Source organism: Sporosarcina limicola, assembly GCF_014873855.1.
Classification (GTDB): domain Bacteria; phylum Bacillota; class Bacilli; order Bacillales_A; family Planococcaceae; genus Sporosarcina; species Sporosarcina limicola.
Window position 1 is genome coordinate 12,708 of sequence record NZ_JADBEL010000040.1, and the last position, 16,415, is coordinate 29,122.

General features: G+C 37.7%; 16 protein-coding genes. 9 read left to right on the forward strand and 7 right to left on the reverse strand.

Annotated features, from left to right (window positions below; translation table 11 throughout):
- Positions 1-73 precede the first annotated feature (73 nt).
- Complete coding sequence (locus tag H4683_RS19465; RefSeq protein ID WP_192600494.1) at positions 74-700, forward strand: nitroreductase family protein; 627 nt, start codon at positions 74-76, stop codon at positions 698-700.
- Between the two features lie 38 nt (positions 701-738).
- Here H4683_RS19465 and H4683_RS19470 read toward each other — a convergent pair whose 3' ends face one another.
- The 4 genes from H4683_RS19470 to H4683_RS19485 form a co-directional block, all read right to left on the reverse strand.
- The gene (locus tag H4683_RS19470; protein ID WP_192600495.1) at positions 739-1,242 is read right to left on the reverse strand and encodes a transposase; all 504 of its coding nucleotides are present in this window, start codon (positions 1,240-1,242) and stop codon (positions 739-741) included.
- Positions 1,243-1,789: 547 nt separating this feature from the next.
- A complete protein-coding gene (locus H4683_RS19475) occupies positions 1,790-2,842 on the reverse strand; it encodes a HAMP domain-containing sensor histidine kinase (protein ID WP_192600496.1) in 1,053 nt (350 codons plus the stop codon).
- A complete protein-coding gene (locus tag H4683_RS19480; RefSeq protein WP_225942243.1) occupies positions 2,839-3,528 on the reverse strand; it encodes a response regulator transcription factor in 690 nt (229 codons plus the stop codon). Before H4683_RS19480 ends, H4683_RS19475 begins: the two co-directional genes overlap by 4 nt.
- Positions 3,529-3,584: 56 nt before the next feature.
- Entirely contained in the window at positions 3,585-4,238 is a 654-nt protein-coding gene (locus H4683_RS19485; RefSeq protein WP_192600498.1) for a CPBP family intramembrane glutamic endopeptidase, read from the reverse strand.
- A gap of 372 nt (positions 4,239-4,610) precedes the next feature.
- Between H4683_RS19485 and H4683_RS19490 the strand changes: the two genes are divergently transcribed.
- From H4683_RS19490 to H4683_RS19515, 6 genes are all read left to right on the forward strand, one after another.
- Positions 4,611-5,240 (forward strand): TetR/AcrR family transcriptional regulator, encoded by a 630-nt coding sequence (locus tag H4683_RS19490; RefSeq protein ID WP_192600499.1) that lies wholly within the window; start codon positions 4,611-4,613, stop codon positions 5,238-5,240.
- On the forward strand, positions 5,240-5,926 hold the full coding sequence (locus tag H4683_RS19495) for an MBL fold metallo-hydrolase (protein ID WP_192600500.1): 687 nt from the start codon (positions 5,240-5,242) through the stop codon (positions 5,924-5,926). The genes H4683_RS19490 and H4683_RS19495 overlap by 1 nt, the downstream gene beginning before the upstream one ends.
- A 671-nt stretch (positions 5,927-6,597) precedes the next feature.
- Positions 6,598-7,278 (forward strand): response regulator transcription factor, encoded by a 681-nt coding sequence (locus H4683_RS19500; RefSeq protein ID WP_192600501.1) that lies wholly within the window; start codon positions 6,598-6,600, stop codon positions 7,276-7,278.
- A 94-nt stretch (positions 7,279-7,372) separates the two neighbouring features.
- Positions 7,373-8,290 carry an ABC transporter ATP-binding protein gene (locus H4683_RS19505; protein WP_192600502.1) on the forward strand — a complete coding sequence of 306 codons (918 nt, stop codon included), beginning with the start codon at positions 7,373-7,375 and terminating at the stop codon, positions 8,288-8,290.
- Positions 8,283-9,032: an ABC transporter permease gene (locus H4683_RS19510; RefSeq protein WP_192600503.1), complete on the forward strand. Its 750-nt coding sequence runs from the start codon at positions 8,283-8,285 to the stop codon at positions 9,030-9,032. Before H4683_RS19505 ends, H4683_RS19510 begins: the two co-directional genes overlap by 8 nt.
- 10 nt (positions 9,033-9,042) lie before the next feature.
- Positions 9,043-9,957 carry a sensor histidine kinase gene (locus H4683_RS19515; RefSeq protein ID WP_420826592.1) on the forward strand — a complete coding sequence of 305 codons (915 nt, stop codon included), beginning with the start codon at positions 9,043-9,045 and terminating at the stop codon, positions 9,955-9,957.
- Between the two features lie 169 nt (positions 9,958-10,126).
- On the opposite strand, the gene H4683_RS19520 is transcribed toward H4683_RS19515, so the two are convergent.
- Complete coding sequence (locus H4683_RS19520) at positions 10,127-10,327, reverse strand: hypothetical protein (RefSeq protein WP_192600505.1); 201 nt, start codon at positions 10,325-10,327, stop codon at positions 10,127-10,129.
- Positions 10,328-11,148: 821 nt separating this feature from the next.
- Here H4683_RS19520 and H4683_RS19525 point away from each other — a divergent pair.
- The gene (locus H4683_RS19525; protein WP_192600506.1) at positions 11,149-12,051 is read left to right on the forward strand and encodes a DUF2268 domain-containing putative Zn-dependent protease; all 903 of its coding nucleotides are present in this window, start codon (positions 11,149-11,151) and stop codon (positions 12,049-12,051) included.
- 392 nt (positions 12,052-12,443) lie between these two features.
- Here H4683_RS19525 and H4683_RS19530 read toward each other — a convergent pair whose 3' ends face one another.
- A complete protein-coding gene (locus H4683_RS19530; protein ID WP_192600507.1) occupies positions 12,444-13,856 on the reverse strand; it encodes a HAMP domain-containing sensor histidine kinase in 1,413 nt (470 codons plus the stop codon).
- Positions 13,853-14,551: a response regulator transcription factor gene (locus H4683_RS19535; RefSeq protein ID WP_192600508.1), complete on the reverse strand. Its 699-nt coding sequence runs from the start codon at positions 14,549-14,551 to the stop codon at positions 13,853-13,855. The genes H4683_RS19530 and H4683_RS19535 overlap by 4 nt, the downstream gene beginning before the upstream one ends.
- 497 nt (positions 14,552-15,048) lie before the next feature.
- Between H4683_RS19535 and H4683_RS19540 the strand changes: the two genes are divergently transcribed.
- Positions 15,049-16,415 (forward strand): InlB B-repeat-containing protein (locus H4683_RS19540; RefSeq protein WP_192600509.1); only part of this gene is annotated, 1,367 nt, incomplete at its 3' end.

Here is a 16,415-nt window from a genome sequence, read left to right on the forward strand (position 1 = left end):
TGCGTTATTTCTTTATTAATTATTGCCTACTATAATGAAAGATGCAACAAATAAAACCTTGGGAGTGTGTGTGATGAGTGTGAAAAATATTTTAGATAAAAGACGTTCAGTGAGACATTATGATCCAAGTTATAAAATCAGTCAAGAAATTCTAGTATCATTAATTGAAAGTGCGAGTAAATCGCCTAACGGAAATAATATTCAAGCAACTCGATACTTAGTAATTGATGATCCAAATTTACGGGATTTGTTATTACCTATAGCTTTTAATCAACATCAAGTGGCAGAAGCTTCAACTTTAATCGTCATGCTAGGTGATTATCAAGCTTTTGATAAAGATAATATCATTAAGATTCATGAGGAGGGCTTTCAAGCAGGTTTTTTTAATGAATCATTAAGAGACCACCTAGCCAATGCTGCAATAAGTTATTATGCAAACAAATCAGCCGAAGAGTTAAAGCTAGAGTTAACTAGAGATGTAAGTCTTGCTTCAATGTCCTTAATTTTATTAGCAAATGAAGCAGGTTTTGAAACAATCACGATGTCAGGTTATGATTCTAAACAATTAAAGGCGACTTTAAATATATCTGAAAGGTATTTAGACGTTTTACTTATAGCGATCGGTAAAGGTACTACAGCCGGTCATAAAACAGTAAGACATGATGTGAACAAGGTGCTATATAAAAACAAGATACTGTAATTATTTACTTCAGCAAGATGATGTACTTTAAATGCATTTTATAAAAAAATACCACGTCTGCTGATTAACCAACTATAGGTAACCCTCTTTCGCTGTATTCCCTCAAACGACATAGGAAATCGACAACCGCACTTAGCCATTCCACGGCTACTGTCTGCGCCAAAAAAACTGCGGGTGAAGCTGCGGAAAGAGATTGATTTTTTCACTGCTTTTTTCACTTGATCGAAAAACCATTTTAGTAACACAAATACGCTTAATACGATAAAAATTTGCGTAAATACAGCTTTTTTGGAGTTGTCAAATAAAATAGGGAGATCCAAGTAGCCTTTAATCCAATGGAAAAAAGACTCGATGGCCCACCTACCTTTATACATTTCGGCAATTTCTTCAGCGCTTACGCCCATCACATTCGTAACGACACGGATATCATGTCCTTCATGATCGCAGAAAGTTACAACGCGATAACGGTCTATCGTGCGGGATTGTTTCGTCCCCACCTGACACGTCACATCACCAACTACATTCGAATCCGGCTGTTGCATCCTGTTAAGCGAATGCGGTCGATGCAGTTCAATCCTTCCCTGAGGACACCCCTCCTGAATATCGATGTTGGTTTAGTTGCTTTACATCGTATCAGATTGGGTGTCTTTTTTCTATGTTTTTATTGGGAAAAACTAGCTAATCAACAGATGTGAAAATGCACATAAATAAAGAGTAATTCATCATTTACGTACAACTTTAAAATTAAGTGCATTTAATAGGTTAAGGGAATACCCAGTGGCGACAATGACTCGGATGGATTAACTTATATGTGCAGTAACTTTTATGGAGATATTAAATAATAGTTCCTTATGTAATCGATTGGTTATCAATGACGAGGTCAACGTCAAAACTAGTCACTTATTTAATTTCAAGAAGGGTGATGAACCTATACGTATCTTTCTTGTTTAAAGACATGCCAAATTTAAACAAGCTAAAAGAAGACAAAGATATCCGTCCAGTCATGATAGGTTAAACGCTAGTCCAATATTATCTGTGGTAAAATTATAAAAAAATTGACTATAGGTGATTCAAGGATTGTCGCATATTTTAAATTACTTCATCACAAATCGGCAATTCAATCGTAATGATAAATCTATTCTTATTTATAGAAGCTTTGATGTCGCCTTTCATTAAATGAACTAGATTCTTTGATATGCTTAGCCCAATCCCTAGATGTCCTTTTGGGTTTCCGTTTCTATATTCACCAGAATAATATCTATCAAATAGTTTAGGTAACTCCTCCGGTTGCAGGTGATGTCCATCATTTGTAACCGAAATGTAAACCTTTTGGTGGTTATTCCAGCCTTTCATTTCAAATGTATTCACTGCATACCTGGTGGCATTATTGACTAAATTACTAATCACCCTTTGCATATGGTCTTTATCCACTTTAATTCGACAATCATTCTCTATTTCATTGATTAAAACACAAGGTATTCCCTGTAAAGCTACATCGATCCCACACGTTTCATATAATTCATCTAGAAAGTCCTTTGCATAGGTCTCTTCACCCTTCGAAGATAGCTGATCTTCTTCAGATTCATTGAATACCTTTAATTGTCCAATCAAAGTATCCAATTCTTTCACTTTTTTATCAATCACTTTTAGGTATTTTTGAAAGTCTTCTTCGTCAACAGCCATTCCATCTCCTAACCCCTCAACATATCCACTGATAGAGGCTAAAGGTGTCTTTAAATCATGGGTAATGTTCGTGATAAACTGTCTACGTTTTTGTTCAAATGCCATTTGTTCCGTCTTGTTTTCCTTTAAACTCAATCGCATTTTTTCAAAATGAGCAGCAAATCTACCAATTTCATCATTTCGATTATAATCAATGGGGCAATCAAGATTTCCTGAAAGAATTTCGTTCGATACTTGTGTTAATTCCTCTAAAGGCTTAACTACTCTTATTTTTATAAAACGAGTTAGAACCATCGTTACAAGAATATAAGGAATAGCAAAAAAGAGACTAAGGGAAATAATGAAAAATAATTGTTCCCTTGACGAACTAAATCCTGTCAGTAATAGGCCTATAAGCAAAGGCAAAATAATGAGCAGGATGAGAATAGATTTTAATGTCGATAGTAAGCCCCATTTCATAGTAAATCACCGTTAAACCGATAACCTACACTACGAACAGTGACTATGCAATTAACCAAGGCTAGTTTATCTCTAATTTTTTGAATATGGATAACCACAGTATTTAAGTCCCTATATTCATCAAATCCCCATACTTGATTATACAGGTGCTGTTTGGAAAAAACTTGATTTGGATGTGACAACATGAATGAAAGGATGTCAAACTCTTTTGCGGTAAACTGAATTTCAACTTCAGACTTTTTGACTACTCTGGATATCTTATTCACTTCTACATCGCAAAATCTAAAGACTGACTTTTCATCAGTTTGTAAGTTCGTAAATGTGGTTGCTCTTCTTAGTTGGGCTTTCACCCTTGCTACAAGTTCCTTTATCGAAAATGGTTTCACCACGTAATCATCCGCGCCTATACCTAACCCCAAGATACGATCTAGTTCCGTTTCCTTTGCACTGGTGATAATGACAGGCAGTGTAGACTGTAGCCGAATATTCCTTAAAATTTCTAGCCCGTCAATTCCTGGCAACATCAAATCTAGCAGAATAATATCAGGCTGTACTTTATTGAAAATGTTTAACGCTTCGTTCCCTGAATTGCAGATGGTGACTTCAAAGTTATCCTTCTTGAGATAGTCTCTAATTATATCTGCTAATTCAGTCTCATCCTCTATTATTAAGACTTTCTTATTCAATATCGCCCCTCCTCTGGTGTAGATAAAACTGCTAGATTTAAACTGAAATCTCATTTTTACGAATACAGGACCAGTGGGATCAAGGCGCTTAGATTGTTAAATGTATGAAAAATAATTGGAACAAGCAAGTTGTATTTAGAAACGACGTACAATGTGCCAAGTATAATGCTAATTGTTAAATAAGGCACGATGTTTGTGAGGTCAGAGAAGCTGTGCATATGCAGTAATCCAAACAAAATGCTTGATAGCAACACACAACCCCACACGGGTATACGACTTGATAATCTGTAGATCAGCAAATGCCGGTATACAAGTTCTTCTACAATCGGCCCCATAATGCCAAGAATAGCGAGAACGAGAATAGGAGGGAATGCCTTTGCGATCTGATAAACATTTTGATCATTGGCTGCATCCCCGATAGGTAACCAGTAGTAAGCTAAAGCGGAAAATAAGACGAAAATGAAGTAGAAGCCAATTAGTAACAACAAGCTACGAAAAATAGATTTCTTCAGAAGTTGCCAACTATCAGCTAGATGCTGGCGGAATAAAAAGATTCCTGCGATAAAAAGCACGGTATATAACACGAGTGTCATGGCTGACCTTACTTCGATTGTATACAAATGCTGGAAGAAACAAATCGCAAAAATAAGGCAATAGGCAAGTACAAAAATAATTATTGTTCTAATGGGTACATTTCTGGTTTCAGTCATCCTCTTTCACCTGATTTACTTATTTTTAAAATGCCATTTTCGCGTAAACTTATATTCACCATGAAAATTCCTCCTTCTTTTTATTAATCGTACAAGATGGAGTTAATGTGTTCATAATGACTAGATAGTAATCTCATAAAACTTTGATAAAGTTTTGATAAAGCCATTGATATTCCTTTATTTTTTTTATAATCATTTAATCAAAAACAATGACCTTTATCTAATGTCTCATGCTTGGTTGATTGTCACCTATCACTAAAATTGAAAACTAGACTTCATCTTATATCGTAAATTTCAATAAAATATTGACACTTAGCTAACCACTGGTTATTATATAACCAGTGGTTAGTTTTTAGGGAAGTGGGTCATTAAATGAAAAGTAAACAAGCGGAACGGTCTGAAGAAACAAAAAAACAGATAGTAGAATCAGCAGGGAGGTTATTTTCCACAAAAGGATACGATTCAGTGACAATACGAGCAATCGCAAAGGATGCTGGGTGTTCCCATACAACCATTTATCTTTACTTTAAAGACAAGGAAGAATTATTACATCAGCTTTCTATGCCACCCTTGCAGGAACTACACCAACAATTTCAGTATCTTTCGAGCGTGAGTGCATTATCTTCAGAAGAAAAATTGAAACGAATCAGTCTTGAATATATTCACTTTTGCCTACAGAATCGAAATATGTATGATATTTTTTTCAATGCAAAGTCTACAAGAGTAGATGGAGGGGATCCAGAACTTGAGATTAATAAAATGCGGATTGAGATTTTTGAAATAATGAAGAAAGTAATTCGGGAATATCTTTCTATTTCAAACGATAATCAAATATTAGCTTTTTCGCGAATTTATTATTACAACTTAAATGGAATCTTAAGCACTTACTCGTATCAACATGAACCTCTTAACATTTTAATGGAAAGATTAACGCCAACATTTGATCTTGCACTAGAAATCCTTCTTTTAGGCTTTAAAGAAAAATTAAAAAAGGGGAAATGATGATGAAGGCTGAACATATTACTGAACATGTCTGGAGCTTAAAAACGTGGATGATTATTCCGATTCATGTGTGGATAGTTATTGAAGAGGACGGGGTCACTTTAGTAGATGCGGGGATACCGATGATGGCAAAAGGAATTATGAAGTTCATAAAACAGCTGAATGCCGGCCCGCTGCGAAGGATCCTCTTAACGCATGGACACTCCGATCATGTTGGTGCAGTAAAGGCAATATTGACTCAAAATATAGTACCCGTATATGCACACGATATAGAAATACCTTATATGGAAGGTGAACTTCTGTATCCAAAACGAAAGAAACTAGAAAACAACCTACCTAAACAATTAGCGCAGCCTCTCCTAGAGGGTGAGCATGGAAAGTTAAAAGCAATTGGTAGACTTACACCCTATCTAACACCTGGTCATTCTCCGGGACATGTTGTTTATTACCATGAAAAAGATCAAGTACTACTAGCTGGTGATCTTTTTAACTCTAAAAAAGGAAAGCTTCATCCCCCAATGTTTACCCCCTATATGGATGTAGCGTTACAAAGCAGTTTGATTGTAAAAGAATTAAAACCAGAGCGATTAGAAGTGTGTCATGGAAGCACGGTATTTCGTCCGGCAGATCAACTAGAAGAATATGTTCGAGAAACGGAGAGAAAATTAGGGAGGGCTAGTATTTAGGTGCGTTCATGTAAACCTTTGTGGAATCTTTAATAATTTTAGTGAGATTAGAAGAAGGATAACGCCTTGACTTAGGGTGTTTCCTTCTCTTTTGCATCAGTGTTAAATATTAATAGAGCCAATAATACATTCACCCAAAATGATTGATCTTCTAATCCTCTTTTTTCGTTTGACTATTTCCTTGAAAAAGTCAAACGAAAATATAGTCTACAGTTCTTGACAAGTAAAGGATTTGACAACCTCCACTTAAGTTATCATCTAGCTAGACCATTATCATCCACATAATAAGATAACGGGTTTCATAAAGACACCACTTTTCATTTAGAATAAAACGTTTGTTCTTTTATTATTGCATAAATTGGAGATATTTTCTAATCTGATTCATTAAGAAAGGAAGTTTAGAAAAGAACGTGGAACCAGGCATCTAAACAATTTAGAATTGAACGGGTGCCTGGTATCATATATTTATTTGGTGGGTGTCAGTTCATCTCATCTCAAGTACCTGTGTGAGAAAATTTCACGCATTGGTACTTTTTTGTTGGTCATATAGTTCACTTAAGATTGCATGTTCTGTCAACGGGAATATATAAGTGAGTGAGACAATAGAGAAAATTAGGTATACTCAATAGAAATACAACCAAACACTATACACGTAAAGATAGGTGATCAAGATGAATGAAGGTAAAAGCATTTTAATTATTGAAGACGATCAAGAAATCAGTAAGCTGCTAAGCGTCATGTTAACAACAGTAGGTACAGATACTGTGTTAGCTTATTCGGGAACAGAAGGTCTGCTGCAGTTGAAAACTACTAGTTTCGACTTAATTGTATTGGACTTAATGCTGCCGGGAAAAAGTGGCGAGGAATTGATAGAAGAGATTCGAGAAGAAAGTTCAATTCCGATCATTGTCATTTCAGCCAAAGTGGATATCGAGAATAAAGTGAACGTATTGAGGTTGGGCGCGGATGATTATATAACCAAGCCGTTTAATCAACAAGAGGTGGTAGCGAGAGTGGAAGTCCAATTACGAAAGTCGAGTCTTCGTCCGCGGCAGACAACGAAGACGGTGTGGCGAAAGCTTACTCTTCATACAGAAAAACTGTCTGTGTCTTTAGATCAACAAGAACTGCAGTTGACCAATGCAGAATTTGATATTCTGTCTTTGTTTATGCGTAATCCGGAGCGAGCGTTTTCTAAAAAGGACATTTATGAAAGCGTTTGGAAAGGAACGTACTTTGGGGATGACAACACGATAAGTGTTCATATTTCGAATCTCCGTAAGAAAATTGCCGAACGTACTTCTGACGAATATATCAAGACGATTTGGGGAATCGGATTCATGCTTGTGTAATTCCTTATGATTTCTTTATGGTTAGCTTACAGTATGTTAAAGAAATCTGCGCTAAAGTATAGGTATCAAGAAGTTTGGCAAAGGAGTCACTGACATGGAGACTATTATTCAAACGTATCAACTAACAAAAACGTTTAAAGACGCGACCATCATCAAACCCCTTGATTTTGCATTACAAAAAGGAGAAATTTGTGCTCTAATTGGACAGAATGGAGCAGGGAAATCGACGCTTTTTAAAATGCTTGCAGGCCAATTACGTCCAACTGCAGGAGACATGCACTTGTTCGGAAAAACTGGAAGAGACGTAGCACAAGCAAGGAGAAGGATGGGCTTCTTAGTAGAAACGCCTGTCTTCTTCCCGAATTTTACTGCCACTCAAAATCTGGAGTATTTCCGAATTCAGCGCGGCGTCGTTGAAAAGAAGCGTGTAGATGAAGTCTTGGAGATTGTCAGTCTTGCAAAAGAAAAAAGGAAACGATTTAAAGACTATTCTATGGGGATGAAACAACGATTAGGTATAGCTCTTTGCCTGCTGAGCAGTCCTGATTGTTTAGTGCTGGATGAGCCGATCAACGGGTTGGATGCAGAAGGGATTCGGGAAATTCGTAATTTATTGGTAAAACTGAATCAAGAAAAACAGATAACGATATTTATTTCCAGTCATATTTTAACAGAGTTACAATTGTTGGCGACACGTTTTGTGTTTATTAAGAACGGTGTCATTGTCGAGGATATAAGTAAAGATTCACTACAAGAGAAAAGCCAGAAACAACTTCAACTAACGGTCGATGATACAGCAAAAACAGCGCAATTATTGGAACAGACATATGTAGATATCCAATTCAAAGTGCTTCCTAATCAAGTGATCATCATCCACAATCATGTCGAGTGCAGCGGAGACATCAATCGTCTATTACTGGATAATGGAGTATTCGTGAGGGAGTTCCGAATAGAAGCCCGGAATTTAGAGGAATACTTCTTAGAACTGGTTGGGGGGAATGGTCATGATTAATTATTTGAAAAGTGAGCAGTACCGCTTAGTGCGTAAAAACACGTTGCATATAACCAGTCTCGTTTGCTTATTGCTGATTGGAGCCGCAGCAACTGTGCTGTACTATTCTCAAAAGGCTGATCCGAATTTCCCTTATGTCACGACTCGATTTTTCTATTCGAATGTCATCGGCAGCGGTGGGCTTATTATCATTGTAAGCTTTCTCTATAATTTCAGTCTTACCGGCAAGGATACAGCCTTACTGAAAAATGCAGTTTCTTTTGGTATATCCAGGAATACAATCTTCTGGTCCAAACTACTTTTGACTTTAAGTTATTTCTTATTAATTTGTGTCTTTGGTATAGGTTTAATGATTGGATTGGGAGAGACGTTGATGACGAGTGATAGTCAGTCGGTTAAAGACTTTTTAACAGCACTTGTCAATATGTTGCCGATTGTATTCAGTGCATTTTTCCTCATACATTCGTTGAAAATGTTGAAGGTCGGTGAAGTCTATATCTTTATTCTCATGCTGCTAATCTTTGTGTTTTCGGGTGACTTGCTACGAATCTTATTCCGACCGTTTACAAGTTTACATGAGGTATATAAGTATGCACCAGATACCTTGTTACATGAGAACTTACTAAATTTCATGAATCATACCGTACAATTCGGTTACCAACACTGGATTACGGGTGTGCTACTTTCTTTGATAACTTTACTGATTGGAGTCACAAAGTTCGCGAAACAACCGATTGATTGAGAAAGGATGAATGAACGTGAGCAGCTGGTTGATTATCATATTACTGATTTCACTGCTACTTGTTATGGTTGGAATATCTCTAGTACTTCATTGGGATATTAAAAAGATGACGAAGCAATTAGAGGAAATCATTGAGAACTTCGGGACAAATGAAGTAGTTCGCACCAATACCCATAATAAGAACCTGGCCCGATTTGCTGCGAAAATCAACCAGCTCATTCATTTGTTTAAGCAAGATCAGCAACACAATCACACTAGAGAAATGAATCTAAAGCGAGAAATCACCAATATCTCACATGATTTGCGAACACCTTTAACGTCTATCAAAGGGTTTTCGGAATTGTTATCTAATCCATCGTTAACTGAAGCGGAAAAGGACGAGTATCTGGCTGTTGTTCAAAAGAAAATCGATAATCTGACCAATGTTGTGGATTTGTTCTATGAACTCTCGCAACTGGATTCCTTCGACAAAAAAATGGTCATGGAGAAGAATTTTCTGGATCAAATAGTGGTAGAAGCGATGCTGACGTTTTATGGTGAGTTTGAGAAAAAGCAATTGCAAGTGCAGATAGATGAACATGCAGTTTCACCTATTCTGGCAGATAAGAAAGCTACAGATCGGATTGTAGCCAATATCATTCAAAATGCGCTAGCCTACAGCAAAAGTACTGTAACGATTGATTTGATAGAAGACAATGAGTATATCCGATTACGGGTTACAAATGACGTGGATACGTTTAATGTTGCAGAACTTCAACGAATTTTTGATAGGACATTCAGGATGGACTCTAGTCGCACCGGCGAGCAACTTGGCTTAGGCTTGCATATTGTTCAGCAGCTTATCGAGAAACAAGGAGGAAACGCCGTCGCTGATGTTACTGGAGACGAATTTATACTAGAAGTTTCGTTTAAGAAGTGGGAGTAGGCTCGGTTATTCAAGTTGGATTAGAGCGCGATATAGATTTTGCACTAACAGGCACGATTCCACAACAAGGAATTGTGCTTGATCTGGATAGGAATGAATACAGAGGAAATCCAACAACTCGCTTCATCGATACTTTCACATATTAAGGAGACACAATCTATTAATTATCTCAACGTGTTGGATAAACCAGTAATAAATGATATTTCTGAATGGATTCTTTCAGTTTAGGAAATATCAACAGGGCTTTTAAAAATCCCACTCCAACAAAATTTAGTTGAATAAGGGGAAGAAAACCACCATGGCTTAAGGTGTTTTTCTCCTCCTTATTTGTATCAGCGTTAAATACTGACGGAATAAATGATAAGTTCAATCAAATTATTGATCTCCTAATCCTCTATTTTATGTTCGACTATTTTCTTGAAAAGTCACACGTAAATATGGTCTAAAGTCCTTTATAGATAAGGGATTCAACAACCTTTTCTAAAGTTTAACCGTTGTTTGACCCTTGTCATCCACATAATAATATGACCGGTTTCATGACCACACCTCTTTTCTTTATGCAATAAAACGTTCATTCTAATAGTTGTATTATCGCATAGTTGGGGCAGGTTTTCTAACGGGTGAGTGAAGGGTGATTACTATTTGATTACAGCTAATGAAATGTACCATCCTTGGCATAGTTTTTACCACGTCATACCTTCTGGATGATCCAAGATAGGAAACCACATTTTTAGGAAATAATAATGTTATACTTGTTTAATAAATTTGACTGATTTTCAATAAGATCCATCTTCCGCAAACAGGCCATTTAACGGAAGTTCATTTGACACTAACGTAGCGTAATACCGTAACCTAGAAATCTGGAGGTGGATTATGCTGTTTACAACAATGGAAGTTTACAAAAATACTGAGCTTACTGAACGCTCTGTACGATATTATTCTAGTTTAGATTTATTGAGGGCAAAGAAAAATGACAGGGGTCAGTTAGTTTTATCCAAGTTAGAAGCTTAAAGATTTAATAAACCGACAACCATCATTAGAATTTATTAAAAATGACCTGACTCAAATGATTGCAGACCTTGAAAATATACTGTTTCAATTGGATTTAACTGACTCCGAAGAGGATCTTATGGAGAATATAAAATTGCTTCAAAATTACAACGTCAAATATTTGCGAAAGAGGTGATTAAAATGAACGCTTATAAAGTAATCAACACATTAGAACAATACGGAGAATTACTTGCGATTACAGATTTAGAAAAACGAGAAGATTACTTTCGTTTTGAGATGATGAAACCATTTCAGGAAATGTGGAACTTTATTAATGTTCCCCTGAAAGCAAAACAGGAAAATGGATATGACGTTGTAATGGCTACTCAAATGCTTGGCTTTGCAGATGTTTCCGACGATAAAAGCATTCAAGAAGGATTATCAATGTTAAAAGAAAACAACGTCTATACAGTCGCAGAAAACACCTTAAAAACATGTGTAGAAAGTGCAAATAGAGAAGGTTTTAAGGTTAATGCAGATGAAATAAGATTTGGATTGTATGTTTCTGATCCCCAAAAATTAAAATTACAAAAAGGCTATACAGGATTTGGAGGGATACCCGGATTTATTACTGTAAATATTTATCCAAATGATTACAACTTGCCGAAAATCCCGGCTGTTATAGCTCATGAATTTCATCACAATATACGCTTTTCTTATTTTGATTGGGATCATGGCAATGTAACAGTAGGAGATTATCTTGTCATAGAAGGCTTGGCTGAATCGTTCGCTAAAGAATTGTATGGAACAGAGCATCTAGGACCATGGGTAACCAGTATGGATAAAGATGACTTAGAATACTCAATCCATGTTATCGGAGAATCCTTAGACGTAAAAGGTTTTGCTGAAGTAAGTAGCTATATGTTTGGTGATGAAATTGCAAAACAAGAAGGATATCAATCAGTCGGTCTTTCCTTCGGTGCTGGTTATGCAGTCGGTTACGAAGCTGTTCAATCGTTTATGAAAAGGCAAAATAAAACGATATACGAAACAACGTTATTGTCCAGTGGGGAAATAATCAATGGTTGCGGTTTGTTTATCTAATTAAACAATCGGGTGCTTATCTGGAATAAAGATTAGCGCTCGTTTTCATTTTAAGGGAGGATGTATCATGGCCAAACATTTACTCATGGTGCCATAGTCACTCAAACAAACACGTTAGTTCAAATAAACATATTTGTTCGAACTTTCAAGATTAAATGAGTGACCATGAAATCAATATTAAGTTTTAGTAAACTAATTGGGGCTATCTAACAAGTCCCTAGAATGAAAACTGGACGAAAAACGAGTCGTTTTTCGTCCAGTTTTTTGTACATCTAATTTTGTAGGAAAGCAGATTCAACTAAACTAACTTGCAGTTAAGTTCAATTGTAGTGAACCATTCTATAAAGGGCGAAGGTTGAATCTTTATTGTTGGACACAGTAAAAAGTCAGTGTTACTGCTCACACTTTTTTGGCAGATGGATCTCAAATACGGTTTTTTCAAAAGGAAAACTTGTCAAGGTAATGGATCCGTCATGGAGGGAAATTATTTCTTGGACAATGGATAGTCCAATGCCGAGTCCTTCGCCTTTTCTGCTGGCATCGATACGGTAAAACCGTTTAAAAACATACTCTTGTTCCTGTAAAGGGATGCCACGTCCCTTATCTATAACCATCATGAATAGGGTATCATCTTTTTCCGAAAGTTTGATTTCAATATAATGGCCTTCTGATCCGTAGCGAATCGCATTGTCCAAAAGATTTCGCACCGCACGTTCAATTAGGGAAGCATCAATCCAGGCTTGGATATCCTCGTCAGGGATATTTACTTCAAGAGTGAAGTTTTGCCCCTCAAGAAACATCAAGTAGTCAGCGGCAATTTTCCTCATGATTTCCGATATATTATGCACTTCAAGATGAAGCTCTAAAACCCCCTCATTCTGGTGAGTAATATCCAACAATTGATCTAAAAGTTTATCGATATAGCGAGAGCGCTGCAACAAAACTTTGGCACTCGCTTGCAACTCCTTCTCATCCTTATACAATCCAGCGCGAATCGTTTCTGCATAGCCTAAAATCATCGTAAGTGGGGTGCGTAGATCATGGGACAGATTAGACAGTAGCAAATTTCGTCTGGCGTCAAATTGCTTGATTTGTTCTCCTTGATTTTGAATACGGCGAGCCATGGAATTGTAATGCGTAGTAAGCTGGCCAATTTCATCCTTTTTCGTAACCTCTAGCAAAGTGATTTCACTTTGGAGGTTAAGCTGCTCTATAGCATGATTGAGTTTGCTGATTCGTTTGTTCATGGAAGAGAAAAACCATATAGATAGCAGATACGGAATTATTAAAGCAACGATTAATGGTAGCATAAAAGTAGACAAGGCTTTAAAAGTGCGCATGAAAAAGTAAATTTGCCCATTCTTCATATTGTCACTGGACAAGCCTATCAACAGATAATAAGGTTGAGCCTCTTGACTAATGGAAAAAACAAGTGTAACCGGTTCATTGACTCCCCACAGGTTCTGAGGCATATCAAGCATTCTACTTGCAAGCTGCCCAAAATCATAGGTGTTCTGTTCTCCAAAGGTATCATAAATAGTCGATCCTTCTGCTGAAATCCATTCATAACGAATATTAGGATGGACGCTGTGAGCATTATCCAGTATCGGCTTTATGTTGTCGATATGAAAAGCTTGACGTGTTTCAATCGTATCAAGAACTTCTTGCGAAATGGCGGTCAAACTGTTCAGATTATAACCCTGATCTCCTATTTTCCCCATAACAAGGCTAAGTGAAGCGAACAAAAAAACACTAATGCTTGCACTAATGAGCATAAGCAGCCAAAGCTTATTTCGATTTTTCATAGTCCATCTCCTGAGAAACTATAACCAATTCCACGTCTGGTTCGAATATAACGAGGCGAGTCCTCTGTGGGTTCAAGAATACTTCTCAGTTTACTTATAAAAACACTTAAATTATTATCATCAAAGTTTTCATGCTTCCACACTTGCTTGTAAATTTCTCTTTTGGTTAAAACGCGGTCTGGATTTTGCATGAACATTTCTAAAAGTCGGCACTCTACCGGGGTTAGAGAAAATAATTTTCCATCATTTCGTAAAAGATAATTATCGATATCCAGCACTAATTTATTTAAACGTAGAATCTTGGCAGGATAAGAAGAATGAGGGCGATGTCTTCTTAACTGTGCTTGCACGCGAGCAGCCAATTCGACTGGGCTAAAAGGCTTTGTGACATAATCATCTGCACCTAGTCCGAGCGTCAAGATTTTGTCTTGCACTTCTCGCCTTGCACTAAGCACTATGACTAATGATTCCGAATTTTCTTCCCGTAAATACTGCAGCACATCAAACCCGCTGCCCTCATCCATCATGAGGTCTAATATCAATAATTCAATCGGATATTCCTGTAACAATTGAATAGCTTGTCGTCCTGAACCGGCTTCAATGACCTGCAGTCCAGCTTGTTCTAAATGCATCCGAATTAACTGACGAATTTCGGGTTCATCATCTACAATTAAAATTTTTTTAATAGCAATCATTCCTCCTTCGTAAGTGATATGAAGTCAATTTTGATCACAGTCAAATCATAACAATGATAAATAGAAAAATACATATTTTATAACATACATTAAGAAACCATTAAGAAAAGTACATCTGTATTTGAAAGGCTAATATAGGTGCCTCTTTAATTTCGCTATTAGACTAATACTCGTCCATCATACACGGGCTTCCATTTGACTACTAGGGGGGTCTATTTGGCCGCATACAAATAACCATTAAGATTTCATTAAGAAAGTCTGGGAAAATGTACTGTAAAATAATTATTGGGAGCAAAACTATTATAGGTAAGCAAGGGGGGGAGAGAATATCCACCAAGGGACAGCTTTCGGCATTTATGTTAGTTTGGTCTTTTGATTTGGAGCGGAAATAGGGAAAGGTAGGTATATTCATTTTCTAGATTTTGAATACAGATATCTAGATTTTGAATACAGATATCAAGCACATTTCACAAATTTTTTATATGAGGGGGTAGAATATGAGGTATAAGCGCTACTGTATTTCTTTGTTCATGGCACTCTTTATTTTAATGGAAGCGATTAATCCTTCTTTTGCTTTTGGGGCATGGGGTAAGCCAGGCGGCCCCCAGGTGATTTCATTGATAAATGGCGTTACACCTGGGCCTGACCGATTTGTGGCTGTAGGCTCCGATGGAATGCTCATATATTCTGTTGGCAACGACGGTGAATTTCGGGGGTACGTCGGATCAGGGACGACAGAGGATCTCCTCGATATTATCTATGATGGAAGCAAGTATGTGATTGTGGGAGCAAATGGTACGATATTAACCTGGGTTCCTGGAAAAGTGCTAGGGGAATCGATGTCTGATACATCGTATAACTTAGGAGCAATCGCATACGGAAATGGCAAGTTGGTAGCGACCGGGCAGCTTTCAACGGTAACGACTTCATCCGATGGAGTGAATTGGGTAAGCCAGACTCTTCCCAATACCGGCGGAGCCTATATTTATGATGTGACTTACGGTGATAAGTTTGTAGCTGTTGGGCAATACGGAAAAGTATGGACTTCATTGGACGGGGTAAGTTGGACGGAGGAAAATTCAACAGTAACTAACAATTTGCAAGCAGTTACCTATGGCAACGGACTATATGTGGCGGCAGGAGCCGATGGAACGATTGCGACTTCTCCGGATGGAGTGACTTGGACCATACAGACCGTGGGCAGCGCGGATTTTGCAGGTATCACTTATGGGAATGGCCATTTTGTCGCTGTAGGTTCTGGTGGAACGATTGGGTCCTCGATGAATGGTGCTGATTGGAAGCTAAATACATCGGGAGTTAACGCTTATCTCACGGATATTGCATACGGCAACAACATTTTTGTAGCGGTAGGGGATAAGGTGAATCTGGCTTTCCAAAATTCCGAGGTAAGGTACCATGGTAATGGTTATACAGGAGGAATGGTGCCTACGGATAGTGGTACCTATGTGATAAGCGCACCGGCAACGGTATTGAGTCAGGGAAGCATGGTGAGAACGGGATATAGTTTTACAGGCTGGAATACTTCAGCGAATGGAAGCGGAACGAGCTTCGCACCAGACGCAACGATCACGATGGACATGGACAACGTGATCTTGTACGCGCAGTGGGCAGCAAGCTCTGCTTATACGGTTGAATATAACAGTAACGGCAGCACCGGAGGGACGGGGCCAGTAGGTAGTGGAACGTACGAAACAGGCACAGAGGTAACGGTGCTTGGAAACACAGGAAATTTAGTGAGAGCGGGCTATACGTTTGCAGGTTGGAACACGAATGCAGATGGAAGCGGAACGAGCTATGCGGCAGGCGCAGCGTTTACGATGGGAAGCGCCAATGTAATACTGCA

Bases quoted from the DNA above. Each gene is read 5' to 3' on its own strand.
- H4683_RS19465 (WP_192600494.1), top strand. From the start codon at position 74: ATGAGTGTGAAAAATATTTTAGATAAAAGACGTTCAGTGAGACATTAT.
- H4683_RS19470 (WP_192600495.1), bottom strand. From the start codon at position 1,242: ATGCAACAGCCGGATTCGAATGTAGTTGGTGATGTGACGTGTCAGGTG.
- H4683_RS19475 (WP_192600496.1), bottom strand. From the start codon at position 2,842: ATGAAATGGGGCTTACTATCGACATTAAAATCTATTCTCATCCTGCTC.
- H4683_RS19485 (WP_192600498.1), bottom strand. From the start codon at position 4,238: ATGACTGAAACCAGAAATGTACCCATTAGAACAATAATTATTTTTGTA.
- H4683_RS19490 (WP_192600499.1), top strand. From the start codon at position 4,611: ATGAAAAGTAAACAAGCGGAACGGTCTGAAGAAACAAAAAAACAGATA.
- H4683_RS19495 (WP_192600500.1), top strand. From the start codon at position 5,240: ATGATGAAGGCTGAACATATTACTGAACATGTCTGGAGCTTAAAAACG.
- H4683_RS19500 (WP_192600501.1), top strand. From the start codon at position 6,598: ATGAATGAAGGTAAAAGCATTTTAATTATTGAAGACGATCAAGAAATC.
- H4683_RS19505 (WP_192600502.1), top strand. From the start codon at position 7,373: ATGGAGACTATTATTCAAACGTATCAACTAACAAAAACGTTTAAAGAC.
- H4683_RS19510 (WP_192600503.1), top strand. From the start codon at position 8,283: ATGATTAATTATTTGAAAAGTGAGCAGTACCGCTTAGTGCGTAAAAAC.
- H4683_RS19515 (WP_420826592.1), top strand. From the start codon at position 9,043: ATGAACGTGAGCAGCTGGTTGATTATCATATTACTGATTTCACTGCTA.
- H4683_RS19525 (WP_192600506.1), top strand. From the start codon at position 11,149: ATGAACGCTTATAAAGTAATCAACACATTAGAACAATACGGAGAATTA.
- H4683_RS19530 (WP_192600507.1), bottom strand. From the start codon at position 13,856: ATGAAAAATCGAAATAAGCTTTGGCTGCTTATGCTCATTAGTGCAAGC.
- H4683_RS19535 (WP_192600508.1), bottom strand. From the start codon at position 14,551: ATGATTGCTATTAAAAAAATTTTAATTGTAGATGATGAACCCGAAATT.